Annotated in this window: 25 protein-coding genes and 1 other RNA gene; 3 read left to right on the top strand and 23 right to left on the bottom strand. The window is 62.4% G+C overall.

All coding sequences use genetic code 11. The features are described from left to right. Positions 1 to 135: 135 nt before the first annotated feature. The 17 genes from WDB91_RS06135 to WDB91_RS06055 form a co-directional block, all read right to left on the bottom strand. Complete coding sequence (locus WDB91_RS06135; protein WP_339114250.1) at positions 136 to 723, bottom strand: sulfurase; 588 nt, start codon at positions 721 to 723, stop codon at positions 136 to 138. 136 nt (positions 724 to 859) lie between these two features. Further along, a complete protein-coding gene (gene ftsH / locus WDB91_RS06130; protein WP_339114249.1) occupies positions 860 to 2,773 on the bottom strand; it encodes an ATP-dependent zinc metalloprotease FtsH in 1,914 nt (637 codons plus the stop codon). Positions 2,774 to 2,856: 83 nt separating this feature from the next. Continuing rightward, the gene (gene tilS, locus WDB91_RS06125) at positions 2,857 to 4,062 is read right to left on the bottom strand and encodes a tRNA lysidine(34) synthetase TilS (RefSeq protein ID WP_339114248.1); all 1,206 of its coding nucleotides are present in this window, start codon (positions 4,060 to 4,062) and stop codon (positions 2,857 to 2,859) included. A gap of 73 nt (positions 4,063 to 4,135) precedes the next feature. Beyond that, positions 4,136 to 4,972 carry a tol-pal system protein YbgF gene (gene ybgF, locus WDB91_RS06120; protein WP_339114464.1) on the bottom strand — a complete coding sequence of 279 codons (837 nt, stop codon included), beginning with the start codon at positions 4,970 to 4,972 and terminating at the stop codon, positions 4,136 to 4,138. A 2-nt stretch (positions 4,973 to 4,974) separates the two neighbouring features. Further along, positions 4,975 to 5,508, bottom strand: coding sequence for a peptidoglycan-associated lipoprotein Pal (gene pal, locus WDB91_RS06115; protein ID WP_339114247.1), 534 nt, complete (start codon positions 5,506 to 5,508; stop codon positions 4,975 to 4,977). A 66-nt stretch (positions 5,509 to 5,574) separates the two neighbouring features. Further along, positions 5,575 to 6,903, bottom strand: coding sequence for a Tol-Pal system beta propeller repeat protein TolB (tolB, locus tag WDB91_RS06110; RefSeq protein WP_339114463.1), 1,329 nt, complete (start codon positions 6,901 to 6,903; stop codon positions 5,575 to 5,577). 146 nt (positions 6,904 to 7,049) lie between these two features. After that, complete coding sequence (locus WDB91_RS06105) at positions 7,050 to 8,348, bottom strand: cell envelope biogenesis protein TolA (protein WP_339114246.1); 1,299 nt, start codon at positions 8,346 to 8,348, stop codon at positions 7,050 to 7,052. 19 nt (positions 8,349 to 8,367) lie between these two features. Next, on the bottom strand, positions 8,368 to 8,838 hold the full coding sequence (locus WDB91_RS06100) for an ExbD/TolR family protein (protein ID WP_339114245.1): 471 nt from the start codon (positions 8,836 to 8,838) through the stop codon (positions 8,368 to 8,370). Between the two features lie 3 nt (positions 8,839 to 8,841). Next, positions 8,842 to 9,537 (bottom strand): protein TolQ, encoded by a 696-nt coding sequence (gene tolQ / locus WDB91_RS06095; protein ID WP_339114244.1) that lies wholly within the window; start codon positions 9,535 to 9,537, stop codon positions 8,842 to 8,844. A gap of 117 nt (positions 9,538 to 9,654) precedes the next feature. Further along, complete coding sequence (gene ybgC / locus WDB91_RS06090) at positions 9,655 to 10,056, bottom strand: tol-pal system-associated acyl-CoA thioesterase (RefSeq protein ID WP_339114243.1); 402 nt, start codon at positions 10,054 to 10,056, stop codon at positions 9,655 to 9,657. 4 nt (positions 10,057 to 10,060) lie between these two features. Next, positions 10,061 to 10,771, bottom strand: coding sequence for a hypothetical protein (locus WDB91_RS06085; RefSeq protein ID WP_339114462.1), 711 nt, complete (start codon positions 10,769 to 10,771; stop codon positions 10,061 to 10,063). A gap of 57 nt (positions 10,772 to 10,828) precedes the next feature. After that, on the bottom strand, positions 10,829 to 11,383 hold the full coding sequence (locus WDB91_RS06080) for a DUF924 family protein (protein WP_339114242.1): 555 nt from the start codon (positions 11,381 to 11,383) through the stop codon (positions 10,829 to 10,831). A 98-nt stretch (positions 11,384 to 11,481) separates the two neighbouring features. Next, positions 11,482 to 13,104 (bottom strand): BCCT family transporter, encoded by a 1,623-nt coding sequence (locus WDB91_RS06075; RefSeq protein ID WP_339114241.1) that lies wholly within the window; start codon positions 13,102 to 13,104, stop codon positions 11,482 to 11,484. Positions 13,105 to 13,356: 252 nt separating this feature from the next. Then, entirely contained in the window at positions 13,357 to 14,061 is a 705-nt protein-coding gene (locus tag WDB91_RS06070; protein ID WP_339114240.1) for a CDP-alcohol phosphatidyltransferase family protein, read from the bottom strand. A gap of 177 nt (positions 14,062 to 14,238) precedes the next feature. Then, positions 14,239 to 14,649, bottom strand: a complete 411-nt coding sequence (locus WDB91_RS06065) for a hypothetical protein (protein ID WP_339114239.1) — start codon at positions 14,647 to 14,649, stop codon at positions 14,239 to 14,241. Positions 14,650 to 14,999: 350 nt separating this feature from the next. Then, a complete protein-coding gene (locus tag WDB91_RS06060) occupies positions 15,000 to 15,920 on the bottom strand; it encodes a tyrosine recombinase XerC (protein WP_339114238.1) in 921 nt (306 codons plus the stop codon). 3 nt (positions 15,921 to 15,923) lie between these two features. Next, positions 15,924 to 16,640, bottom strand: a complete 717-nt coding sequence (locus tag WDB91_RS06055) for a DUF484 family protein (protein WP_339114237.1) — start codon at positions 16,638 to 16,640, stop codon at positions 15,924 to 15,926. Between the two features lie 242 nt (positions 16,641 to 16,882). Between WDB91_RS06055 and WDB91_RS06050 the strand changes: the two genes are divergently transcribed. Continuing rightward, positions 16,883 to 17,197 carry a hypothetical protein gene (locus tag WDB91_RS06050; RefSeq protein ID WP_339114236.1) on the top strand — a complete coding sequence of 105 codons (315 nt, stop codon included), beginning with the start codon at positions 16,883 to 16,885 and terminating at the stop codon, positions 17,195 to 17,197. Between the two features lie 67 nt (positions 17,198 to 17,264). On the opposite strand, the gene fsa is transcribed toward WDB91_RS06050, so the two are convergent. Next, positions 17,265 to 17,918 carry a fructose-6-phosphate aldolase gene (gene fsa, locus WDB91_RS06045; protein ID WP_339114235.1) on the bottom strand — a complete coding sequence of 218 codons (654 nt, stop codon included), beginning with the start codon at positions 17,916 to 17,918 and terminating at the stop codon, positions 17,265 to 17,267. A 150-nt stretch (positions 17,919 to 18,068) separates the two neighbouring features. Here fsa and WDB91_RS06040 point away from each other — a divergent pair, with 150 nt between their 5' ends. Beyond that, positions 18,069 to 20,258, top strand: a complete 2,190-nt coding sequence (locus WDB91_RS06040) for a primosomal protein N' (RefSeq protein WP_339114234.1) — start codon at positions 18,069 to 18,071, stop codon at positions 20,256 to 20,258. A gap of 36 nt (positions 20,259 to 20,294) precedes the next feature. Here the strand turns inward: WDB91_RS06040 and WDB91_RS06035 are convergent, their stop codons facing one another. The 5 genes from WDB91_RS06035 to WDB91_RS06015 form a co-directional block, all read right to left on the bottom strand. Further along, the gene (locus WDB91_RS06035; protein WP_339114233.1) at positions 20,295 to 21,272 is read right to left on the bottom strand and encodes a glutathione S-transferase C-terminal domain-containing protein; all 978 of its coding nucleotides are present in this window, start codon (positions 21,270 to 21,272) and stop codon (positions 20,295 to 20,297) included. Then, a complete protein-coding gene (locus WDB91_RS06030) occupies positions 21,262 to 22,077 on the bottom strand; it encodes a VOC family protein (RefSeq protein ID WP_339114232.1) in 816 nt (271 codons plus the stop codon). The genes WDB91_RS06035 and WDB91_RS06030 overlap by 11 nt, the downstream gene beginning before the upstream one ends. A gap of 74 nt (positions 22,078 to 22,151) precedes the next feature. Next, entirely contained in the window at positions 22,152 to 22,607 is a 456-nt protein-coding gene (locus WDB91_RS06025; protein ID WP_339114231.1) for a DoxX family protein, read from the bottom strand. A 155-nt stretch (positions 22,608 to 22,762) separates the two neighbouring features. Continuing rightward, entirely contained in the window at positions 22,763 to 23,302 is a 540-nt protein-coding gene (locus WDB91_RS06020; RefSeq protein WP_339114230.1) for a hypothetical protein, read from the bottom strand. 61 nt (positions 23,303 to 23,363) lie between these two features. Then, complete coding sequence (locus WDB91_RS06015; RefSeq protein ID WP_339114229.1) at positions 23,364 to 24,146, bottom strand: SDR family oxidoreductase; 783 nt, start codon at positions 24,144 to 24,146, stop codon at positions 23,364 to 23,366. Positions 24,147 to 24,300: 154 nt separating this feature from the next. Here WDB91_RS06015 and ffs point away from each other — a divergent pair. Beyond that, an RNA gene (ffs, locus tag WDB91_RS06010) (signal recognition particle sRNA small type) lies at positions 24,301 to 24,399 on the top strand. Positions 24,400 to 24,451 lie beyond the last annotated feature (52 nt).

Below are 24,451 nucleotides of genomic sequence, written 5' to 3'. Positions count from 1 at the left end.
TAATCCCAAGACAAGGGTTTGAGGTCATAAGCCCCCGAAACCGGCTTGCCGGACGTGTCGGGAAGAAACTATGCGCGATCTGGAGAAGGCCCTGTTCTGGATGCGACCTAAGCCGGCCATTTACAGGCATCCGGTTCAGCCCTCGCCCTCGCCCTGCCGCCAGACCCGTTGCGTAGGCACCCACAGATCGACAAGCTGGCCCAGTCTCAATCCGCCTGGGCGTTCGACCCATGCGGTAACCCCGCGCCGCCCGAGGGCTGCGGGCTTATAGGCTTTTCCCTTGTCGGGATAGGTCTTGGCGATCTCTATCCCAGGCTGGACACAGGGCAGGTTCTCGAGATCCACAACCAGCGAGACCCCCTCCTCGCTCTGCAGCCGCGAGGAGGGCGGGATATGCGTGAAATCCGGCAGGCCGCGCAGCACGATGGAGGCCCCCACCCATTCGGGCTTCAGCTCGGGGATGCGCATGACGAAAGCGGTCTCGGCCATCTCCTCCGCTGACAGGATGCTCAACTGGCGGGTGTTGGCGATCTCGGTGCCCTTGGCAAACTGCCCGGTGACCCGCGAGCAGGAGGCGCGCGTATATCCACGATGCGCCTCGCCGAGCGGCCCCTCGAAATCCAGTTCCATCCGGTCCACCGCCACCGATTGCATCTGGCCCTGTGGCACGATGCCCAACCAGACGATCTCTGCCTGATATCCGGTCCGTCTCAATGCCGGCATGAGTTTCCCTGTCCGATCGCGAAATGCCTTCTGGGACACATGCTTGGGAGAGTTGTCGCAAAGGTCAAGCACAGTCGTTGCGTCGCATGGAAAAGGCCGCCCCGAAGGGCGGCCCATCTACCGGATTGTAGCTTGCTTAAGCGGTCGGCTCTGTCCCGTCGGGCGTGCCCTCGGGCTTCACCTCCTCGGTTTTGGCTTTGGGCACCGAGGTCACCGTCGGCAGACCACCGGTGGGGGTGTCGTCATCACCGCCACCCAGAGCCTCGCCCTTGATGACTTTCTTGATCTCTGCGCCGGTCAGGGTCTCGTATTCCAGCAGGCCCTGCGCAAGGCGTTCCCACTCGACTTCCTGCTCGTCGATAATGCGCACCGCCTCGCGGTAGCCCTCCTCGATCAGCTCACGGACCTCTTCCTCGATCAGCTGCTTGGTCGCCGCCGAAACCGAGAAGCCAGCGGTATTGCCGGAATAGCCCTCATGCGCCTCGGCATAGTCGATATTGCCGACCTTATCGGACATGCCCCAACGCATCACCATCGCGCGCGCAATGGCCGATGCCTGCTGGATATCGCCCGCCGGACCGTTCGACACATGGTCGGGACCCCATTTCTTGATCTCGGCCGCCTTGCCCGCCATGGTCATGGCGATCTTCTGCTTGGCCTCGTCCTTGTGGTAGTTCAGCTTGTCCATCTCGGGGAGGCTCACCACCATACCCAGCGCCTGACCGCGCGGAATGATCGTGGCCTTGTAGACCGGATCGCATTTGGGCAGCGCAAGGCCGACAATGGCGTGACCGGCTTCGTGATAGGCCGTCATTTCCTTCTGCTCGGGCGTCAGGATCATCGAGCGGCGCTCGACACCGAGCATGACCTTATCTTTGGCCTGCTCGAAATCCTCCATCGTCACGAACCGGCGGCCAACGCGTGCCGCCATCAGCGCCGCCTCGTTGACGAGGTTCATGAGGTCCGCCCCCGAGAAGCCCGGCGTGCCGCGCGCGATGGTGCGCAGATCGACATCGGGACCAACGGGAACCTTGCGGGCATGGACGGTCAGGATCTTCTCGCGGCCTTTGATATCGGGGTTCGGCACATGGATCTGACGGTCGAAACGGCCCGGACGCAGCAAAGCGGGGTCCAGCACATCGCGGCGGTTGGTCGCGGCAACGATGATGATGCCCTCATTGGCCTCGAAACCATCCATCTCGACCAGTAGCTGGTTGAGGGTCTGTTCGCGCTCGTCATTGCCGCCGCCGATGCCCACACCACGGGCACGGCCCACAGCGTCGATCTCGTCGATAAAGACAATACAGGGCGCGTTTTTCTTGGCCTGTTCGAACATGTCACGGACGCGGCTTGCACCGACACCCACGAACATCTCCACGAAGTCGGAGCCCGAGATGGTGAAGAAGGGCACGCCCGCCTCGCCCGCAATCGCGCGCGCCAGAAGCGTCTTACCAGTCCCCGGGGGGCCAACCAGCAATGCGCCTTTCGGGATCTTACCGCCAAGGCGGCTGAATTTCTGCGGATTGCGCAGGAATTCCACGATCTCTTCCAGCTCTTCTTTGGCCTCGTCGATGCCTGCGACATCGTCAAAGGTCACGCGGCCCTGCTTCTCGGTCAGAAGCTTGGCTTTGGATTTGCCGAAGCCCATCGCGCCGCCTTTGCCGCCGCCCTGCATCCGGTTCATGAAGAAGATCCAGATCCCGATGAGCACGAGGAAGGGCAACCAGACGCCCAAGAGCGACATGAAGCCGGACTGTGCCTGCTTGACCACTTTCACCTGCACGCCCGACGAGATCAGCCGCTCGGCGATCGGGTCGGTCAGCGGCTTGACGGTGGAATAGGTCGCAGTGCCGTCTTTCAGCTGGTAGCGCACATCCTCCCCATCGATCTGGACATTGCTGACATTGCCCTTGTCGACCGCCTGAATAAACTCGGAATAATCGACTTGCTGCGAATTCATCGCGTTCTGTCCATCCCCAAACAGGTTGAACAGGGCGAGGATCAGCACGAACAGCACGGCCCAAAAGGCAAGATTGCGCGCATTACCCAAGGAAAAACCTCCAATTCATTTTGGCCCCCCAAAGTGTAGAGCGGGGAACCGTTGGAATGAAAATAGGGATTTAGGCTCAGGGTTCAACGGGTGAATAGCATTGAGGGCGCAAACGGGACGGCAATTTCTGCAATCCAGCCATTCGGCAGCCCTGCCAAGGGGGCGGCAACAAGCGTTTCACCTGCCCAGACCGCGGGGCTGGCCATAAGCGAGGCGCGCGGCAGCCCTGTCTCGCGCCAGTCCGAGCACAGGGCCAGCCCCGCCTCGCCAAGGGCGCCTATACTCAGGCCCTGCAGGCCGATCCCGTCCTGCGAGCCCCGTAGACGCCATCGGTCCCACACCTCACCCCCCTGCACCACCAATGCCTGAACAGACGCCAACTCGCGGGTAAAGCGGATAAAATCACCGTCATGGCTGCGGCGGACACCGGCCAGCGTCCGGGTTTGCCCAATATCGTGGCAGAAGGCCTCCAGCTTGGTGCCGCGCGGCGCATACTCCCCGCCATTGATCCAGCCGAGAATCACGGCCCAGAGCCTGCGCCGGAATTCTCCCTGAAGCTCGGTCTCGAGCCCATCGAGCGACACCAGCACATCGCCACGATCCACCGTCACATGACGCGCAACCATCCCCACCAGCGCCTGCGAAAGCGCCTCTTCGGCGCGGGCCAGATGGGCCACACTCGCAGAGATCACCTCGGGCGTCAGGCCCAGTGCGGCGAGTTGCGGGGCGGCCTTCCTGATGCGCACGCGCTCGTATTTGGGATTGTCATTGGACGGATCATCGGCCCAGTGTCCCCCTCGGTTGCGCAGATAATCGCGTAACGCCCCCCGCCCGAGATCCAGCATGGGACGGTGCCACATGACTCCCGCCTCGCACCACGCATGCCGCATTCCCGACAGGCCCTGCAGCCCCGAGGCCCGCGCAAGGCGCATGATAAAAGTTTCCAGCTCGTCATCGGCTGTATGGGCCATCGCGATATGGCCAATGCCCTGCGCCCGTGCCCATTCGCCCATCAACCCGATCCGCGCACGGCGCGCCTGATCCATCAGGTTGCCGCCCGCAGGCGCGTTCCAGTGCAGCGTATGATGGGTAAGGCCAAGGCTTTGTGCCACCTGCCCCACCATGCGCGCCTCGTCAGCCGCTTCGGGGCGCAGCCCGTGATCGACGGTCACGACCGAAAGATCCAGCCGTCCCGCCAGCAGATACAGCATCGCCATGGAATCCCCGCCGCCCGACACGGCCAGCGCCACGCGCTGCCCCGCCAGACGGCCGATGAATCGCTCGAGCATCGGGGAGTTCAAAGACAAACTGCCGCGACACGGCGCGGCAGTCTGGGTATTCTCATGGTCCGACAAGGGCGCCTCACATACAGCCGAGCTTCGACATCTCGGATTGTGCCTCCGAGACGGCCGTTGCCTGCGGATAGCGGGTGCCCACCTGTCCCAAGGCCGTGCAGGCCTCGTTACGCTGGCCGAGTTGCCCCAGCGCCCAACCCAGTTTGGTCAGGCTTTCCGGTGCCTTGTCGCCATCGGGATAGGTCGAGAAGGCATTGAGCCACGCGCGCGCCGCCCCTGCCATATCGCCGGATTTCTGCAGCGCCTCACCCTGATAATAGAGCGCGTCGTCGCTCAGCGGGCCGCCCGTATAGGATTGGGCAAAGGCCGCAAGCTCTTTCGCGGCGCGAGGAAAGTCACCCTGATCGAGCACCCCCTTGGCCCGATCGAAGTCCGACTGTTCGTTCATCGCGAGATCGGCGCTCGATTGCCCCGATCCGTTCGATGCCGCCGGCGCCGGTGCCGGTGCTGCGGTTGCGGCCTCGCCGCCCAGCGGCTTGGTCGTGCCAAGAGATCCGATATCGCAGCCCTGCTCCATCTCGCAAACACGGAATTCCAGATCGCCGATCCGGTTGGTGCCATCGCTGACAACGCGGTTGATCTTGTTCTGGAGTTCCTCGGTCTGTGAGGTCAGGCGCGAGAGCGACGCTTCCATTGTATCCATACGTTGCAGCGCCGAGGCACCGCCCGCCGCCTGCAGACCCTGCGAACCGGACGAGACCAACTCCTGACGCAGGCTTTGCACCTGCGTCGAGAGCTGCGCCAGTTCCGAACGGATATCGGCCAGAGACTGCTGGTCCTGCGCGAAGGCGGGCAGACCCGCCATCAGTGCCAGACCGCAGACTACCCCCTTCAGCGCGCGCATCATCAGGAACCTGCGCCTTGCGCGATCACCGTCACGGCGCGACGGTTCTGGGCGTAGCATTCGGGAGCCGAGCAGACCGCGATCGGGCGCTCTTTACCATAGGAGACGGTGCGCAGACGGTTGCCGCTCACGCCTTGGCTGATCAGGAAGGATTGCACCGAGCTTGCACGACGGGCACCGAGGGCGAGGTTGTATTCGCGCGTGCCTTGCTCGTCGGCATGGCCTTCGATCACGGCGGTATAGTTCGGATGCGAGGTCAGCCATTGTGCCTGCTGCGTCAGGATCTGGGTCGCTTCGGGCGTTAGGGTGGACTGGTCAACCACGAAATGGACCATATCGCCGATGGTCTTCTGGAAATAGGCGGGCGAGTTCGGGTCCGAGATATTGCCCTGGCTTACCGAGCCGTCGCCATAGCCGCTGCCGTAAGCGCCGCCCGGATCGGTGACGCCCGACCCGTCGCCGAAGCGGTCGGGATTGTTACACGCGGCAAGGCCCAATGCGCTCAGCAGCAGGGCGGCTTTGATTGCGGTTTTCATAGGTTTTTCCATTATGTCAGAAGCTCGTCATGAGCACGGTAACAGTATTTGGCTCGCTTGGGAATGTCACTGCAGGAGCGGTGACCACGTCACGTCGGAGGCAGCACTCGGGGTCGGCACTTTCTTGAGGTTACGGCCCGAGATATCCACCGACCACAGGCTCGCGCTGCCGCTCGCACCGGGGCTCTCGCGGGTGAACATGATCACGCGGCCATTGGGCGACCAGGTCGGACCCTCGTCGAGGAACGAGGCCGTCAGCAGGCGCTCCTCGGAACCGTCGGTGCGCATCACGCCGATGTGGAAACGGCCCGCATGCTGTTTGGTGAAGGCGATCATATCACCGCGCGGCGACCAGACCGGCGTCGAATAGCGTCCCTCGCCGAAGGAGATCCGCGTGGGCTCGCCGCCATTCGCGCTCATCACATAGAGCTGCTGGGTGCCCGAACGGTCGGATTCGAACACGATCTGCGAGCCGTCAGGGCTGTAGGAGGGGGCCGTCTCGATCGCAGGGCTATTGGTCAGGCGCTGGGGCGCGCCGCCACCGGTGCTCATGCGGAAGAGGTCGGTATTGCCGTTCTGTTCCATCGAATAGAGGATCGAGCTGCCATCGGGCGAGAAGCGCGGCGAGAAGGTCATCGTGCCGGGGGTCTCGGGCAGGAGCTGCGAGCTGACATTGCCGACATTCATCATCTTGATGCGCGGGAAGCCGGTCTCGAAGGTGGTGTAGATCAGCTTGGACCCGTCCGAAGAGAAGCGCGGCGCCAGCACGATGGTGCTGGAATCGGTGAGATAATTCACGTTCGCGCCATCATAATCCATGATCGCGAGACGTTTCTGACGGGCATTTTTGGGGCCGGTTTCGGAGACGAAGGCCACGCGGCTGTCGAAATAGCCGCCCTCGCCCGTGATGCGCGAATAGATCGTATCGGCAACCTTATGCGCCAGACGGCGCCAGCTTTGCGGCGTGGCGGCCAGTTGCTGGCCCTCGCCCATCTCGGCGCCGGAATAGGTATCGAACAGACGGAATTTCACCACGGCCTTGCCGCCCTGCATGGAGACCGCGCCCACCACCAGCGCCTGCGCCTTGATTCCCGTCCAGTCGGGATAGCTGACCGGCGTGCCGAAGCTCGAGAAACGCTGGATATAGGCATCCTGCGGGATCTGGCGGAAGAGGCCGGTGCCCGAGAGATCGGAATTGATCACGCTGGAAATATCCTGTGCCACTTTCGCGGCATCCGGCGTCTCGGCGATAAAGGTGGGCATCGCATAGGGCAGCGGCTCGATCACGCCATCGGTGATCTCGACATGTAGCGGGCCGCCATCCTGCGCCATGGCCGGAGTGGCAACCAGCCCCGCCGACATCACACCTGCGGCAGCCAGTCCGGCCATCATCATACGCAGCATCGAAACACTCCTTGTCTGGTCCGCGCCCGTCCCATGCGGACGGGCAGGTTTTGTCGGTTGTAGCGCGGAATGCGCGACAGGCGCATCACATCCGCACGCGGTCTCGCGATTATTTGCCGAAAACGGGATTTCCGGCATCAGCGCATCCTCATCTTGGAGGGGTTGAAGTCCATCTCGATGGTCTTCCACTGGCCATATTTCTCCGCAGGCAGCGGGAAGCCGTCCGAACCACAGCGGATGATGGCGCGGCGCGCGGCCTCATAGGCCTGTTTTGCCGCAGCATCGCTTCCCCCCTGCGAGCCCACCAGTTTGATCGAGCTGGCGATCGGCATGCCGTCGGGCTGCATCTGCACCGAGACGGTCACCGTGGTGCGCAGCGCCTCGGACGACAGCGCGCCCACGTTCCAGCATTGCTTCACATCCACGATCAGCGCGTCTTTCTCGCCGCTGGTCATCGGCGGCCCCATCGGCGCATTGCCGGTGCCCCCGGTGCCCTCGCCCCCCAGAGCCTGTGCCAGCGCATCCTGCACGGCCTTCTCGGTATTGGGCGCAGGTGCCGCGGGTTTGGCCGCTGCCGGTTTCTTCTCGGCGGGCTTCTTGGCAGGCGTATCCGCTTTCTTCTCGGGCGTTTTCTCTGCCGGCTTATCAGCAGGTTTATCCGATGCCTTTTCCGATGCTGCGGTCTTCACCGGCTCGGGTTTGGGCTCTTCCTTCTTGGGCGGGGTAGGCTTGGTGCGCGGCTTGGGGCTCGAGGGCGGAGCCGAGGTCTTGGCCTCTTCCACCGGCTTCGACGCCTCGGTCTCGATCTCGGTGCCCGATTCCTCGGGCGCCTGCGCCTGCTGTGCCTCTTCCTTGGGTGTCTCGGGCTCGGGGGCCTCGGCCTCTTGAGTGGCCTCTTTCGGCACCTCGGCCACCTGTGCCTCCGGCTCAGGCGTGGGCATCGGATCGGGCGCGACGCGGCGCGCGGGCTTGGCAATGGGGCGCGGGCTGAACTCGGGCGTCGCGGTATCCTGCGGCTCCTCGACCTCGGGCATCATCGAGGGCGGAACTTCCGTGACCTCGGTAGGCTCAGCAGGCTCCTGCACATCCGATAGATCGGGCTTCGCCTCGGGCGTGGGCTCGGGCTCGGCCAAGGCCTCCTGCGGTGCCGGATCGGGCGCCTCCTCGGGCGCAGGCGTGTCTTCGGCCGGAGAGACATCCTCCTCGGGGGCCGCGATCGCCTCCGGCGCGGTTTCCTGCACCTCGCCCGCCTTGGGGGCGGCGGCCTGCATGGCCTGGAAATCGGCATCCGAGATCACCGATACAGAGGTCATCTGGATCGGATCGACCGGATCGCGTGTAAACAGCAGATCGCCCAGCACGGCCCAGAGGATGATCCCTACATGGATAATCCCCGACACCCAGATGCCGATCTTATATGCCCGTTCCGTCCGCATGTAGTTGCGTGCCTTGCGCTTACTGTTTCGCCGGTCCCGTCAGCGACGGACCACCGGATTCGGTCACCAGAGTGATGTTGTTGAAGCCCGCGCCATTGAGCGCGCCCATCACTTCGACCACACGGGAATAATTGATACCACCATCGGCGCGCAGATAGATCTTGTTGCTCTCGCGCTCCTTGGCGATCGCCTCCAGACGGCCCACCAGCTCGTCTTCGGGCACGCTCGAATTCATCAGCGACACCGTGCCATCCAGCTGCAGCGACACCGTGAGCGGCTCTTCCTGCTCGGTCGGCACCGCCTTGGCAGAAGTCTTGGGCAGCTCCAGCGGCACACCGACGGTCATCATCGGCGCAGCCACCATGAAGATGACCAGAAGCACCATCATCACATCGACCATCGGCGTGATGTTGATCTCGGCCATGGCCTGATGCTTCCCGCGTCCGCGACGCCCTCTCCGGTTGGAGTTCTTTGCTACGCCACCGCCCATGGATCAGGCGTCCAGCTGGCGCGAGAGGATGGTGGAGAACTCGTCCGAGAAGGCCTCGTAGCCGCCAACGATACGGTCGGCATCGCCCGAGAGCTTGTTGTAGAAGATCACGGCGGGGATTGCGGCCAGCAGACCGATGGCGGTGGCCACAAGTGCTTCTGAAATCCCCGGTGCCACGACGGCCAGCGAGGTGTTCTGCGAGATCGCGATCTCCTCGAACGCCACCTTGATCCCCCAGACGGTCCCGAAGAGACCAACGAAGGGCGCGGTCGACCCGACAGTCGCGAGGAATTGCAGCCCGTGATTGAGCCTCTCGCTTTCCTTGGTGATCGCGACATCCATCGAGCGCTCGATACGCGATTGCGCACCCGCGATCAGGTTACCATCCTGCCGGTGGCTGCGGCGCCATTCCAGCATACCTGCGGCAAAGATCTTCTCGCTCGCGCCATCGGGACGGGTGCCGATCTGCTCGAACAGCTCATCGAGCGGCTCGCCCGACCAGAAGGCCTGATCGAAAGTCTCGGCCTCGCGGCGTGCCGCGCGGAACGAAATGAACTTGCGGATGATGATCGCCCAGGACCAGAAGCTGGACAGCATCAGCACGATTACCACGAGTTTTACGGTTAGGGAGGCATGGGCAAAAAGGGCAAGCAGCGAGAAATCCATCTGCTGCGCCGTGCCAAGCACGTCTGTTTCCATCGGTCTACTGCTCGTCAAATAGGGGCCGCGTTTGTCGCGGGTTGATTGGCAGCGATTTTAGCGCACATAAAGGGGGCGCGCCATAACATCTACGTCACCTAGGGGCGAATTGCGCACTCAATGCAGGCTTGGAGCCAGCTTCCGGCGTATTTCGGCAGATATCCGCTGTGCCGCCCCCGTTTCGTTAAGGCAGACAAGCGTGACCTGCGCCGAAAACAGCACCTCCCCCGCCCGTGTCACCTCCTGTGCAAGCACGATCCGCGCACCGGTCTCGGCGACCAACCGCGTCATCACAACAAGCTCGTCATCGAATCTGGCGGGCTTGAGATAATCCGCCTCGACCCGTCGCACGGCAAAGACAGTGCCCGTCTCGGCTTTCATGCGCGCCTGATCGACACCCAGCGAGCGGATCCACTCACTGCGGCCGCGCTCGATGAATTTCAGGTAATTGGCATAGTAGACGATGCCGGCCAGATCGGTATCTTCGTAATAGACGCGGACGGGAAACGCGAAGGCCATCACTCTACCCTTTCGGCGCCAGCTTGGCCTCGGCCATATCCTGCGCCATGCGGGCGCTTGCGGCCTCGGCCTTCTCGCGCATCATGTTGGCGCGGGCGAAGAGGCGCAGCGCATGGGAGGCGTCCCCGGACACGGCAGGCATCACCGGATCATAGGCCGCGGCAATCACCGCTGCCACCTCGGGACGCAGCACCGCCGCCCCACGCGCCAATCCCAGAGGCGAGCGCCCGGTCCAGGCCTCGTTGCCCCATGCAAGGATCATCTGCACCGCCTGCCCCAGCGCGATGGTCTCGGCGGGCACCTCGGCCATGGCCTCGTCCATCCGCACGAAGCTGAAACAGGCGCGGATCGCCCCCTGATCATCGAAGCGGAAGGTGCGGTAATGGGTGGCCCCCGCATCATCAAGCCGGACGACCAGATCCTGCAATCCGGGGAGCATATGGTCGAGATTAGGCACCTCCAGCAGCTCCTGCCAGTCGCGGAAGAAGAAGATCATCAGATTGGCGCCAATCTCGGGATCGGTCTCGGCCAGCTTATGACCCGAGAGGGCGGCAATCGCCTCCAGCGCGCCCTTCATGATCTGCAGCGTCTCTTCCTGCACCCCGAACACGATCGGCACGATCGGACGGCCCCAGCGCGCGAAATGGTATTGCCCATCCGCGCGGGTGAACAATGCGGTGATCTCTTCGGGCGTCAGGCTATCGGTGTCGGTCATCATGATCCTCTTGTCTTGGGCCCGATCATAGGGCCTCTGCCCACGGAGAAAAAGGCGTCAAAAGCCTTTATGTGTTTCCAGAAAGGCCAGTTCTTCCTTGGTGCTCTCGCGTTTGAGCGCCGCGTTGCGATGCGGGAAACGCCCGAACCGCGCGATGATGTCGCGATGTGCATGGGCAAAGCGCAACCCGTTCTCATCCTCCGCCGCCTCGTAAAGCGCTACGGCGCGGTCCTGATCGGCCAGATCCTCGGAATGCATGAAGGGCAGATAGAAAAAGGCCGGTGCCTGTGGGTCGAGCGCCTTCACTTGCGCATCAAATCCCTGCGTCAGAGCGTGCCCGGCCACCTCGCGCGCCCGGGCATCGCTGGCAAAAGCATGGCCCGTGCCACGGAACATATTGCGGGGAAACTGGTCGAGCAGGATCACCAGCGCCAGAGCGCTTTCGGCCTTCTCGCGCCATGCCGCCAGAGCGCCCTCTGTGGCCTGCGCCTGTAGCGGCCCGAACCGGTCGCGGATAAGGCCGTCGAACAGCTCGTTCTTCTCGAACCAGCTCTCGCGGTGCTCGGGCGCGAACCAAAACTCCAGAACATCTGCGGGGTGGTCATAGGTCATGCGGGCCTCCTCGGGCATGGGCTGCACAGATAGGACGCATGGATCAAATGGAAACGGGCGCCCCGAGAGGCGCCCGTTTCACAGTTCGGAGATCTCGCTCAGGCCTTCTTTTCCGCCTGCAGCCCCTTCACGATGGAATAGCACATCACCAGAAGCACGATGGTGAAGGGCAACCCCGTCGAGATGACCATCGATTGCAGCGCCGACAGGCCACCGCCCAGAAGCAGCACAATCGCCACGACGCCCTCGAACGTCGCCCAGAACACCCGCTGCGGGACCGGCGCATCGACCTTGCCGCCTGCGGTGATCGTGTCGATCACCAGCGAGCCCGAATCCGAGGAGGTCACGAAGAAGACGATCACGAGGATCACCCCCACCACGGAGGTGATCTGCGACAGCGGCAGCTGGTCGAGCACACGGAACAGCTTCACCGAGATATCGGCATCCACCGCGCCCTGATAGCCATCCATGATCACCTGTTGCAGCGCGACACCGCCAAAGATCGACATCCAGACCACACAGGCCAGCGACGGGATCAGCAGTACGCAGACGATGAACTCGCGCACGGTGCGCCCGCGCGAGACACGCGCGATGAACATGCCCACGAACGGCGACCAGCTGATCCACCATGCCCAGTAATAGGAGGTCCAGCCCTGAACAAAGCCGGTATCCTCACGCCCGAACGGGTTCGACAGCGCCGGAAGCTCGGTCAGATAGGCGCCAAGCCCCGTGCCGATATCGCCCAGAAGCGTCAGCGTCGGACCGGTGAACAGCACGAAAAGCAGAAGCACCAGCGCGAGAATCATATTGATCTCGGAGAGTTTCTGCACGCCGCCCTCGAGCCCGCGCAGCACCGAGATCAACGCGACACCGGTGATGGCCGCAATCAGGATCACCTGGATGGTGGTCGAGATCGGAATACCGAAGACCGCATGCAGACCGGCATTGGCCTGCGTGGCGCCAAGGCCCAGCGAGGTCGCCAGACCGAAGAGCGTCGCGAATACCGCCAGAATATCGATGACATGGCCCGGCCAGCCCCAGATGCGCTCGCCCAAAATCGGGTAGAAGGCCGAGCGGATCGTCAGCGGCAGGCCCTTGTTATAGGAGAACAGCGCCAGCGCGAGGGCCAGAACCGCATAGATCGCCCAAGGATGCAGCGCCCAGTGATAGATGGTCGCGGCCATACCCAGCTTGAAGGCGGCCTCGTTGTCGCCCTCGGCCCCGCCAAGCGGCGCACCGGCGGCACCGGCGAAAGAAGTCGAGAAATGGGTCAGCGGCTCGCCCACGCCATAGAACATCAGCCCGATGCCCATGCCTGCGGCAAAGAGCATGGCAAACCATGCCGGATAACCGAAATCAGGCGTGGCCTCGGACCCGCCCAAGCGGATCTTGCCCCAAGGCGAGACGATCAGGAACAGGCTGAACAGCACGAAGATGTCGCCCGCCGTCAGGAAGAACCAGTCGAACCCGCCGGTCACCGACGAGAAGAGCCAGCTGAAGAGGCCCTGCGCGGTGTCGGGGAAGACCAACGTAAACAGCACGAAAAGAACGACAGCCGCGCCGGAGATGGCGAAAACCGGGTTATGGATGTCGAACGCGATCCGCCCGACACTGCCTTCGATATTATCCTGACCGACGCTGTAATCGGTATCGATCGGGGCAGCCGTGCCCTCGGGCGCGGGTACACCCAGATCTTCATCCTGATCCCTTGACTCTGCCATGCAGTCTCTCCTGTCCCGTTTCACTTTTATCGTTCTGGTGAGCTCCGCGGCCAGAACGCCGCACGGCCCGTGCTGCGCGATTTTCCGCACAGCCCCGACCCATCACAGCGTCGCGTCCGCAAAGGGATATTCCAAAAACGACATTTCGTGGCGCTTATGGACTATCTCTCAAAAACTTTCCACCATAGGAACAAGCAAAAATCCGCCGGGTTCCCCGACGGATCGCAAAAAGATGACTATGTCCGGATCGCCTCAGCGAGAAGCGGCGGTCTTTATCGGCACCAGCTGTTGAACGATCCCGACAAAAAGCAGGTAGAGCGAGGTCACCACCAGACCGCTATGCACCAGCGGCCCCGACTGGAAATCGGTCCAGGCGGCAATGGCGGCAAACACTACCCACGCCAGCGCTACCGGCAGCGACAGCTTGCGCCAGCGCTGTGTGCGCACGGGGTGGATGAACTTCAGCGGCAGGAACATCGCGATCGTGCAGATCAGCACCAGCACCAGAATGACTGGCGGCGAAGGCGTCGTCGCAAAAACCACAATCGCCACCATATTCCAGCATCCCGGGAAACCTGAGAAGGAGTTATCCTTTGTTTTCATTCGTGTATCCGAGAAATACACCACGCTGAAATAGGTAATCGCCACCACCACGAGCCAGCCCGGCCAGCCCGGCAACAGGTCGGATTTGAACAGCGCATAGGCGGGGATAAAGACATAGGTGAGATAGTCGATAATCAGATCCATCAGCACGCCATCGAAAACCGGTGCGTTATGTTTCACGTCATAGCGTCGTGCCAAGGGGCCATCGATCCCGTCAACGACCAGCGCCACGACGAGCCACAGGAACATGACGCTCCAGTTACGTTCGACCGCGGCATCAAGCGCCAGCAGGGAAAACACCGCGCCGGTTGCGGTAAGGAAATGGACCGATAGGGCTTTGGTTCTTATCATCATGTCTTTGGTCATGCCGCAAAGACTGCGGTGGTTCAAGCGCTGACATGGCACGGGGCGGACCGGTAGGACGGATATGATACATATCGCACAGGGCTGCGGAAACATCCGGCCTCAGGCATAAAGAAGGGCAGCGCAGAGCCGCCCTTCCCGTTCAAGCCATGTCTCTCGGGCCGCGGTTCAGCCCTGCAACACGCCTCCAAGCGTTTCTGCCAGAAGTTGCTCAAACTGCTGAACACGGCGCATGTCATCCTGCGCATCCGCCGTCTCGGCATCCTCGGTAGCTGTAGCAGCCAGTGATTCAATAACAGACTGGGCTGTCGGGACGCCTTCATCCTCATCGGACGGTGGCGGACCCGGCGGCGGCCCCGGAGGCGGCGGGGGCATCATCATCGCAGCCTCCGTCCCGTCGGTCTCCGAGACCGCTTCCTCGCCGAGCGATGCGTCATAGGCCGCCTGCTCCATCGAGGAGAGGGCACCATCGCCATCGAGATCGAAGACCTCTTCATCATCGCTCAGTGTAACCGTTGAACTGGTCGTCGAGGACGATGACGAGGCCTCGCTCGTATCGCCAAACAAAGAAACAAACATGGATTCGGAATCGGCGCCGCTGCCGGAAGGGGGGGGAGGGGGCGGCGGAGGGGGAGCTGCAGCCTGCGTCTCCCCGACGTCAGTCGTGCTTTCGTCATCGTCCGTCGTCGTGCTGCTTGTGGCCATGAGAGCCTGCAGCGCGGACGCGACACTTGCACTACTGGCAAGGGTGGATACGTTCATATCGCGTTCCTTTCTGAACTTGAAACGTCTCCAGAAACTGCGCCCGCAAAATGAACGAAACCTTGCCAGAATATGGTTAACCCATTGACATTTCTGATAGGTAGCCGGTTTACATTTAAAAATTTACCTAACGATAACCGGAAAATTCCGGTTACCGGCTCTTTCCATTAGCGGCGCGGATGGGCCGCGCGATACACCTCCATAAGCCGCGCCTGATCGACCGCCGTGTAGACCTGCGTCGTGGCCAGACTGGCATGGCCCAGAAGCTCCTGAATCGCCCGCAAATCGCCGCCATGGCTCAGGAGATGGGTCGCGAAACTATGGCGCATGGCATGCGGCGTGGCCGTCGCCGGAAGCCCCAGCGCCATGCGAGCCCGCTCCATCGCCTTCGCAATCAGCCGCCCGTTCAGCGCCCCGCCCCGCTTGCCACGGAAGATCGGCATGTCCTGAGCCATCGGGAAGGGGCAGAGCCCGAGATAGGTTTCGACCGATTGGCGCGCCACCGGCAGAAGCGGCACCATCCGCTCCTTGCGCCCCTTGCCCATGATCGTCAGGCTATCGCCCAGAGGAAGATCGGCGCCAGTCAGCGACAGCGCCTCCGAAATCCGCAGCCCGCAACCATAGAGAAGCGTCAGCACGGCGGTGTCTCGCGCCGCCACCCAGGGGTCCTGCGCCTGCAGATCGACCTGCTCGATCATCGCGACCGCCGCATCCTCGGCCAGCGGACGGGGCAATTTGCGCTGGAACCGCGGCGGACGGGCCGAGAGGGGTGCGGTCGCGTCGAACCCCTCGCGATCCGACAGCCAGCGGATGAAGCTTTTCAGCGAAGACAACGCGCGCGCCAGAGAGCGCGCCGAAAGCCCCCGCCCCCGCTCATGTGCCATCCATGCCCGCATATCGCCGGTGCTCAGCCGTGCGATCCGCGCAACGCCCAGCGATTCGCCGTGATACTGGTGCATAAAGGCCAGAAACCCCCGCAGATCCGCGCCATAGGCGATGATCGTCTGCTCGGAGGCTCCTTCGAGCCCGCGCAGATGCAAAAGCCAACGCTGCATCGCATCGCGCAGCCCGTCCGACATACCAATCATGACCTACCCCAGAAACCTCTGCATCATACGCTCGAAGACCGCGCCGAAAAAGCCAAGAAGATCGGTGCCTTGCGAAACCTTGAACCGGTTGGGATCGTTCGACCCCAACACCAGCATCGCCGGCAGCCGCCCCGCCCCCAGATCCAGCGCCAGAACGGCCTCCGACCGGATCGCTTCGGACTGGCTGTCAGGACGTGTATCATGGACGGGTGTGCCCGCCTCGGGGGTCTTGCGCAGCAGGATCGGATCCTGAGAGGCATGACGTCCGTCACGCATATATTCGGCGGAAAATCCCGGCTCGGCCAGACAGAGCACCTTGCCCATATGCCGCAGTGCCGGATCGGCCTCGGATTGATGGGTCTCGAGCACCAGCCGGATCGACTGGACCTCGAGGATTTCGGCCACTTCCTCATGCAGAACCGCCAGAAAACCTCGGAATTCCAGCGGCGCAAGCAGCGACAGGACCGCACGGTGGATCTGATAGGTACCCGCGAGATTTTCGTAAGCCGCGGCAATCACGGAGCGATGGGTATCCTCGAGCCGGTCCAGACGGCTCTCGAGCCGTCTCATTGCAACCGAGCGCAGATCGACAACCTTCCCCGCCCCGATCACATCATCGGCACCGATCAGCACCTGCATCAGGGCCGGATCATCCAGAATGAGATCGGGGTCGGACAGAATCTTTTCACGCAAGGGCTGCGTCAAACCGGCTTGTGTCATGGAAAAATGCCTTTAAAAACGGCTCTGTCAGCTAATCTACCAAATTTCCGCATTTTTCCCAAGAGGTTCACGCGAAGACAGCCAACGAATTCCGGTCATGAGCTATTAGATTGGATTCATTGAGTATGTCAGTGAACATAAAAGAAAATTAGACTTACTCTTCGTGAATTTAAGAGCTAAATAAAATAACCATGCTTAGTTACTCGACGAGTGAAATTCGCTCCCGCCTTCAGAAAGAGCTTATGCGTATCGGGATTTCGATGCGCCAAGCCTCGTTGAAAGCAGGCAAATCGCCGGGCTATCTGCATTCTGTCCTGAAGGATGGCAATGACCCGACGGTCAGCAGCCTGACAGAGATCTGTCAGACCAACGGGTTGAACTTTCCCTATATCGTTTTCGGCGTGCATATCGATGATGATGTCGAGGAGCTCCTGCGCCTTTCCCATCGCCATCCTGCCCTGCGCAATGCGCTTCTGACGCTTTTGCGGAGCGGCCAGCCGGACGCGGCATCCGGCGGCACGGAGACGCCGCGCACCGCCCGACAGGTCAAGGCCTAGGACCTGACACCGCCAGATATGAAAAAGGGGCCCCGAGGCCCCTTCCTGGATCATGCCGATCCGGTGATCAGACGATTTTCTGGCCGGTCTTGGCCCAGTCCGCCATGAACTGCTCGAGGCCCTTGTCGGTCAGCACATGCTTGACCATACCCTTGATGACAGCCGGCGGGGCGGTGATGACATCGGCACCGATCTTGGCGCAATCGGTGATGTGGTTGACCGAACGGATCGAGGCCGCGAGAATCTCGGTCTTGAACTCGTAATTGTCATAGATGGTGCGGATGTCCTCGATCAGCTCCAGCCCGTCGAGATTGATATCGTCCAGACGACCGATGAAGGGGGAGATGAAGGTCGCACCGGCTTTGGCCGCAAGGATCGCTTGCGCCGCGGTAAAGCACAGGGTGACATTGACCATATGGCCTTCGGATGCGAAAGCCTTACACGCGGTCAGACCGTCCCAGGTCAGCGGAACCTTGATCGCGATATTGGGGGAAATCTTGGCAAGCTTCAGACCTTCTTCGATCATGTCCTTGGCTTCGGTGGCGACCACCTCGGCCGAGACCGGGCCGGTGACGATGTCGCAGATCTCTTTGGTCACCTCGAGGATATCGCGCCCCGATTTCATGATCAGCGAAGGGTTGGTGGTTACGCCATCGACCATACCGAGATCGTTGAGTTCCTTGATGGCGGCCACATCGGCCGTGTCGACGAAGAATTTCATTGGTGTCCTCCAGATGGGCAGTCGCGGCACTGATAGCGCAAAACGTGGTGTCGCGAAAGGGTGGTTATGGCGGGCAGCGGGGGCTCTGCCCCCCTTGGCCTGCGGCCAATTCCCCCCGGGATATTTATCGACGCTGGAAGGAGGCGCGCCATGAGCGGACAGGACTGGTTTGCGGACGGGGCGCGGGTCTCGGTGCTGACGGCGGAGCCTGTAGGGCGGCCGCTGGATTATCTTGCCCCCGAGGGCGGGTGTTGGGCGGGGGCTTTTGTCATGGTGCCTTTGGGGCCGCGCAAGGTTCTGGGCGTGGTCTGGGGCGCGGGAGATGGCGATTTTGCCGCAGCCAAATTGCGCCGCGTGCTGCAAGTGATGGATGTGCCGCCGATGAAAGCGGATATGCGGCAGTTCCTGATGCGGATGGCCGCCTATACGATGACACCGCTGCCGCAGGTGCTGCGTCTGGCGACCCGTGCTCCGGGGCTGTTCGATGCGCCGGGGTTGCGCAAGATCTACCGTCTGGGCGCGGGCGAGCCGCCACGGATGACCGATGCGCGGGCGCGGGTATTGGAGGTTCTGCGCGATCATGGTGGAGCGGGGTTCCAACTGGGTGAATTGGCCGCTTTGGCGGGGGTGACCACATCCGTTGTGAAGGGGATGCTGACCTCGGGGGCGGTTGTGGAGGCGGACGTGCCCCGCGATGCGCCGTTCGAGCGGCTTGATCCGTCCTTGCCCGGAAAGGTGCTCTCGGAGGCACAAAAAGCGGCTGTTGCACGGTTGGAGGATGGCTCGGGCGGGTTTGCACCGGTTCTGCTGAAAGGCGTCACAGGCTCGGGCAAGACGGAGGTCTATCTGGAGGCAGTGGCCGATTGTCTGCGGCAGGGGCGGCAGGCGCTGGTGCTTTTGCCCGAGATCGCCTTGTCCTCGGAGTTTCTGGCCCGCGTGGAGGCGCGCTTCGGGGCGAAGCCGGGCGAATGGCATTCGGGCGTGACCCAGACCGAGCGGCGGCGGCTGTGGAAGGCCACGGCCACGGGCGAGGTGCAGATGGTGGCGGGGGCCCGTTCGGCGCTATTCCTGCCCTTCCGTGACCTGGGATTGATCGTGGTCGATGAGGAACATGATACCTCCTACAAGCAGGAGGAGGGTGTCTTGTATAACGCCCGCGATATGGCGGTGTTGCGGGCCTCCCTTTGCGGGGCGCAGGTGGTGTTGGCTTCGGCCACACCATCGCTTGAGACCTGGGCCAATGCCGAGGCCGGCAAATATGCGCGGGTCGATCTGGGGGCGCGGTTTGGCGCATCGAAGCTGCCGGAGATGCGGCCCATCGATATGCGTAACGAGACCATCGAGAGCCAACACTGGATCGGGCCGACGCTGGTGGGCGCGGTGATCGAGCGGGTCCGCCGTGGCGAGCAGGCGATGCTGTTTCTCAACCGTCGTGGTTATGCGCCGGTCACCATCTGTCGGGCCTGCGGGCACCAGATCGGCTGTGAGCAGTGCGATGCGCGGATGGTGGAGCACCGGTTCCTCAAGCAGCTTGTCTGCCATCAATGCGGCGAGACGAAACCGATCCCCACGCAATGCCCCAATTGTCAGGTCGAAGGGAAACTGGCCCCTGTGGGTCCGGGTGTCGAGCGTCTGGCCGAGGAGGTGCGCGAGCGCTTCCCCGACAGCCGGATGGCGGTGCTGTCCTCTGATCTGTTCACCACCGCGCGGGCACTGAAGGAGGCGATTTCCGATATTGCCAATGGCGGGGCGGATATCATTATCGGCACGCAGATCGTGGCCAAGGGGCATAACTTCCCGAAACTGTCGCTCGTGGGGGTGATCGATGCCGATCTGGGGCTGCAGGGGTCGGACCTGCGCGCCGCCGAGCGCACCTTCCAGCTGATGCGGCAGGTCGCGGGCCGTGCGGGCCGCGCCGAGACCGAAGGGCTGGCGCTGTTGCAGACCTATCAGCCAGAGCATCCTGTGATCCGTGCGATCTTGGGTGGGGATGAGGAAGCCTTCTGGCGCGCCGAGGCCGCCCAGCGCCATGCGCAGCATGTGCCGCCCTATGGGCGGATGGCAGGCATCATCCTCTCGGGACCGGATCTGAAACCCTTATTTGACATCGGCGAGGCGCTGTCACGTCAGTCAGGTCCCCTGCGCGAGATCGAGGCGACAGTCTATGGCCCCGCCCCTGCCCCCGTGGCGCGGGTGCGTGGGCGGCACCGCGTTCGGCTTCTGGTGAAGGCCGATAAGCGCGCGCCCTTGCAGGCAGCGCTGGCGCGTTGGGTCGCGCAGGTGCGCCTGCCCAATAATGTGCGCCTTGCCATCGATATCGACCCCCAGAGTTTCATGTGAAGCAGCGTTTCATGTGAAACCCGGCGGGTCGATAGATCAGTGGCAACGGGCCTCGGCCAACAGCCGATAGCTGTCTTCCGGCCCTTTCGGCACGATCAGCGGCGGGTTGAGACGCTTGATCGAGTAATAGCCTGCCTTGATATGGTCGAGATCGACCGTTTCGGCCACGCCTGGCTGGTTCAGCATCCGCACCATATGCGCATAGAGCGCAGGATAATCGCGCAGCATCTTCAGGTTGGTCTTGAAGAGCCCGTGATAGGCCACATCAAAGCGGATCGAGGTCACGAAGATGCGGATATCGGTCTCGGTCAGACGGTCGCCATGGAACCACGGCCGGCCATCCGACAGCACGGTCTCCATCCGGTCCATCTCGGCAAAGACACCGGCCACGGCTTCGTCATAACCCGCCTGAGAGCTGGCAAACCCCGCCTTATAGACCCCGTTATTATAGGCGTCATAGATGCGGGCAGTCTCGGCCTCGACATCCGCCTCGATATCCTCGGGGCGCAGACGCGGGGTCTCGGGGGCGAGCCCTTCAAAGGCCGTGTCGAACATACGCACGATATCGGCGCTCTCGTTATTGACCAGAGTATCGGTCTTTGTATCCCAGAGCACCGGCACGGTCGCGCGGCCGGTATAATGCGCATCGGCACGGGTATAGAGTTCGTGCATAAAGGACGCGCCATGCAAGGGGTCTTTATCCGCCCCCTCGAAGCCGCCGAATTCCCAGCCCTGATCACCGAGGCGCGGATTGACCACTGTCACCTCGATGAACGCCTCCAGCTTCTTCAGCTTGCGGGCGATCAGCGTGCGCGAGGCCCAAGGGCAGATATAGGCCACATAGAGGTGGTAGCGCCCGGCTTCGGCCTTGTAGCCGCCCTGCCCCGCGGGGCCGGCCGCCCCATCGGGCGTGATCCAGTTGCGGAACCCCGAGACCTGCCGCACGAAGCGGCCCTTGTCATCGGCCTTCTGCACCGGCTGCCAGTCGGCAGTCCATTTGCCATCAACGAGCATTGGCCATCTCCTTTGTCTGCAATGTTACCGGCAGCCCCCAAGGGTCCACCAGCGTGGCCTCGCCACCGAGCCCGTCAATCTCCTTTGCCTCCCCGCGCAGGGTCAGCCCCGATAGGCCGGTGGCCGGACGGGAAACGGTCCCTGCCCCCCGGGAGTTCCAGATATTGGTGGCGATATGGTGGTGATAGCCCCCCCAGCCGAAGAACTTCGCACCGGGATAATCGGTCATCACCGAAAGGCCCAGACGGTCACCGTAGAACTCCATCGCGGGTGCGAGCCCGCCCACCTGCAGGTGCACATGGCCGATGGTCATCCCCTTGGGCGCGCCGGACCATTTGCCGGAGCGCTGGTTGTGCAGATCCTGCAGATCCAGCGGTTCGGTCACCATATGGATCTGGTCGCCCATACGGATCCACTTGTCGCGCGGACGGTCGACATAGACCTCGACGCCATTGCCTTCCGGATCGGCCAGATAGATCGCCTCGGACACCGAGTGATCGGAGGCGCCCTGCAAAGGCGCCCGACGCGCCACCGCGTTATCGAGCCAATCGGCCAGAGCGCGGCGCGAGGGCATCAGGAAGGCCGTATGGAACAGCCCCGCCTCGCGATGGCTGGCCTTGCGGGCCGCCTTATCCGCCCGCAGCTCCACCAGCACGTGGCCATCCGCGCCATAGCGGGCCACCGTGCCGTCCGATGACAGCCGCGCCAGACCCAGCACGTTTTCATAGAATGCGCCCACGGATTTCAGGTCGTGGACCGTCAGAACGACATGGCCGATTTCAATCGGTGCATCACTCGTTGCCATTTCAAACCTCCTGCCACCCGCGTGGCGTTACAGGTTGCGGGGAATGCGCTCCCCGCAAGCTTCAATCCAAGAATTCAGCGGCGGAACAGACGGCGCGTCGGGAAGATGGCGGCGGCACCGTCACCCAGCAGAGCCATCATGCCCATCACGGCGGCCCACATCACCGGATATTCCCAGCCGCCACCAGCATTCGAGAAGGTGAAACCGTTAGGGATATGCGCGGCAATCGCCGCCCCCAGCAGCACCGGCACGAAGAGCGCCGAGACGATGCGCGGCAGCACACCAAAGATCAGGGCCAGACCACCGAAGAACTCGGCCGCCATGGTCAGCAGACCAACCCAGCCCGGCAGACCGAGGCTCTGGAAATACCCGGCGGTGCCCGCAGGGGTGAAAACGAAATATTTGATCAGCCCGTGGGTCACAAACAGCGCACCCGTCGTCAGGCGCAGGCCGAAGATTCCCCAAGGGGCAAGGTTACGGTCGGCTGCAGGGGCATCATGGGCTGCGGTATTGAAAGCGATATGTGCCATTGTCTTGTCTCCATCCCCGGCGCGGCGTTCAGGCAGGAGGCCTGAGGCTCGGGGCCGGTAAGTTGCGGACCGTTTGTGCTGGCCCTTTCGATGAAGCCAATATGCGCTCCGTCCTTTGCCAATAAAATGGTCTTTAAATAGAAACACTATCTACATTACGTTCCCAATGTGCGCCTTTTGATCGTCTTGAGCACCCGCCGCCGGATCAGCCCGCTGACAGGCCGGATGACCATCCAGTAGCGCGCGAAATTCGCCCGAGCCGCCTCATCCAGACAATAGATGCGCGTTCGCGTCGTCAGGCAGGCTTTGCCCTCACCTCCGATATGGTAGTGCAGTGCAAGTTTGACGGAGCCCGCTTGGTCATAGGTCTCGAAGGCCTGCAGATCCGCCAAGGGGTCCTGCCCGTAGCCTGCCTGCCAGAATCGCCCGACCATGCCGAACACGGCCTCTTGCGAGTTGCGGGCGAGTGGCGTGAAATTGTCCAGAGTGAAGGCGGGGCGGTCATGGGTCCTCCCCCGCAACCGTGCCCAGCCGCGTATCGGCGCTTCCCTGAGCGCGATCGCCCCGCGGAAGAACGCGTCATCTTCGGGCTTATAGACCAACGCCTCGGCCATGATACGGGAGGCAGGCGCATCTATCAGGATCGAATGGGTTTCCTGAAAATGGAAATCGGGGAGAATATTGTCGATAAGCATAAAAAACTCCGGCCTGAACTGAACGCATCAATCCAGACCGGAGAGGATGTGGCAAGGGTCATCAGACCTCGATGGAGCCCACCGAGCCACCATCCACGCGCCAGTTTGCGCCGGTCACAAAGCTTGCGCGTTCCGAGCAGAGCATGGCGATCACGGGGGCCACCTCTTCGGCCTTGCCGCGACGCCCCAGTTTCAGGAAGGGACGTTCTTCCTTCAGGAAACTCTGGATCGCCTCGTCTTTCGACACGCCAAGCTCCTTCGAGCGTTTCTCCATCATCCCGTCAGTCATCGGCGTCTCGATGAAGGCAGGCGCCACGCAATTGGCCATCAGCCCTTTGGAGGAATGCGCAAGCGCGATGGATTTCGAGAAACTCAGCAGCGCCGATTTCGCACAGTTGTAAACCGTTTCATCGGCATAGGGCTGGGCCACGTTTTCCGAGGTCACAAAGACCATCCGGCCCCAGCCGCCCCTGATCATTGCAGGGCCCAGATGGCGGGCCAGACGGACAGCCGAGAGAAAATCGATATCGATCGCTTCTTTCCAGTCCTCTTCCGCCATCTGCAGCGGATCACCTTTGGCCCCCGTCACCCCTGTGGCATGAACCCAGATATCGAAATCGGTCCCGACCTTGCCAATGAATTCCTCGACACCTTCGGGCGTCGAGAGATCGCCCGCCACGGCTTTCGCGCCCAGCGGCTCGGCCACGGCATCGAGCTTCTCCTGATCGAGATCGGTCAGCACCAGATCGACCATTTCCTCGGCCAGAATCTTGGCGGTCTCGCGGCCCATGCCGCCCGAGGCTCCGGTAATAAGCGCACGGCGTCCCCTGATCTGTAGATCCATTTGAAATTCCTCCTGAGTAACTGCTGTTGGAAGGCCAACGCCACCGCCCCCGTCCCCTGTTCCAAGGGAACCGATCACGCGCACGCGAGCGCCGTCTGAAGCAGCATCGAAAACAAGACTTGCGAAAGCGACGCGGATTTTCTATATGCCCCCTCGAGAGGCTGGCGCGGGCGAGCGCCTCGCCAACCCGGTCAGGTCCGGAAGGAAGCAGCCGCAACGAGCCCCGCTTGGGTCGCTGTCCAGTCTCTCACCTTTTCTTCCCCGCTTCAGCTTGTCTTCAGGTGCATCCGCCACACCGTCCCCAA

Source organism: Thioclava sp. GXIMD2076 (assembly GCF_037949795.1).
Classification (GTDB): Bacteria; Pseudomonadota; Alphaproteobacteria; order Rhodobacterales; family Rhodobacteraceae; genus Thioclava; species Thioclava kandeliae.
The sequence above is the reverse complement of the archived record's forward strand: the minus strand, read 5'-3'. Positions and strand labels throughout refer to the sequence as shown.

Coding starts and splice junctions, on each gene's coding strand:
- WDB91_RS06135 (WP_339114250.1), bottom strand. CDS start 723: ATGCCGGCATTGAGACGGACCGGATATCAGGCAGAGATCGTCTGGTTG.
- tilS (WP_339114248.1), bottom strand. CDS start 4,062: ATGCTCGAGCGATTCATCGGCCGTCTGGCGGGGCAGCGCGTGGCGCTG.
- ybgF (WP_339114464.1), bottom strand. CDS start 4,972: ATGCGCGCGCTGAAGGGGGTAGTCTGCGGTCTGGCACTGATGGCGGGT.
- pal (WP_339114247.1), bottom strand. CDS start 5,508: ATGAAAACCGCAATCAAAGCCGCCCTGCTGCTGAGCGCATTGGGCCTT.
- tolB (WP_339114463.1), bottom strand. CDS start 6,903: ATGATGATGGCCGGACTGGCTGCCGCAGGTGTGATGTCGGCGGGGCTG.
- WDB91_RS06105 (WP_339114246.1), bottom strand. CDS start 8,348: ATGCGGACGGAACGGGCATATAAGATCGGCATCTGGGTGTCGGGGATT.
- WDB91_RS06100 (WP_339114245.1), bottom strand. CDS start 8,838: ATGGGCGGTGGCGTAGCAAAGAACTCCAACCGGAGAGGGCGTCGCGGA.
- tolQ (WP_339114244.1), bottom strand. CDS start 9,537: ATGGAAACAGACGTGCTTGGCACGGCGCAGCAGATGGATTTCTCGCTG.
- ybgC (WP_339114243.1), bottom strand. CDS start 10,056: ATGGCCTTCGCGTTTCCCGTCCGCGTCTATTACGAAGATACCGATCTG.
- WDB91_RS06085 (WP_339114462.1), bottom strand. CDS start 10,771: ATGACCGACACCGATAGCCTGACGCCCGAAGAGATCACCGCATTGTTC.
- WDB91_RS06080 (WP_339114242.1), bottom strand. CDS start 11,383: ATGACCTATGACCACCCCGCAGATGTTCTGGAGTTTTGGTTCGCGCCC.
- WDB91_RS06075 (WP_339114241.1), bottom strand. CDS start 13,104: ATGGCAGAGTCAAGGGATCAGGATGAAGATCTGGGTGTACCCGCGCCC.
- WDB91_RS06070 (WP_339114240.1), bottom strand. CDS start 14,061: ATGATGATAAGAACCAAAGCCCTATCGGTCCATTTCCTTACCGCAACC.
- WDB91_RS06065 (WP_339114239.1), bottom strand. CDS start 14,649: ATGTTTGTTTCTTTGTTTGGCGATACGAGCGAGGCCTCGTCATCGTCC.
- WDB91_RS06060 (WP_339114238.1), bottom strand. CDS start 15,920: ATGATTGGTATGTCGGACGGGCTGCGCGATGCGATGCAGCGTTGGCTT.
- WDB91_RS06055 (WP_339114237.1), bottom strand. CDS start 16,640: ATGACACAAGCCGGTTTGACGCAGCCCTTGCGTGAAAAGATTCTGTCC.
- WDB91_RS06050 (WP_339114236.1), top strand. CDS start 16,883: ATGCGTATCGGGATTTCGATGCGCCAAGCCTCGTTGAAAGCAGGCAAA.
- fsa (WP_339114235.1), bottom strand. CDS start 17,918: ATGAAATTCTTCGTCGACACGGCCGATGTGGCCGCCATCAAGGAACTC.
- WDB91_RS06040 (WP_339114234.1), top strand. CDS start 18,069: ATGAGCGGACAGGACTGGTTTGCGGACGGGGCGCGGGTCTCGGTGCTG.
- WDB91_RS06035 (WP_339114233.1), bottom strand. CDS start 21,272: ATGCTCGTTGATGGCAAATGGACTGCCGACTGGCAGCCGGTGCAGAAG.
- WDB91_RS06030 (WP_339114232.1), bottom strand. CDS start 22,077: ATGGCAACGAGTGATGCACCGATTGAAATCGGCCATGTCGTTCTGACG.
- WDB91_RS06025 (WP_339114231.1), bottom strand. CDS start 22,607: ATGGCACATATCGCTTTCAATACCGCAGCCCATGATGCCCCTGCAGCC.
- WDB91_RS06020 (WP_339114230.1), bottom strand. CDS start 23,302: ATGCTTATCGACAATATTCTCCCCGATTTCCATTTTCAGGAAACCCAT.
- WDB91_RS06015 (WP_339114229.1), bottom strand. CDS start 24,146: ATGGATCTACAGATCAGGGGACGCCGTGCGCTTATTACCGGAGCCTCG.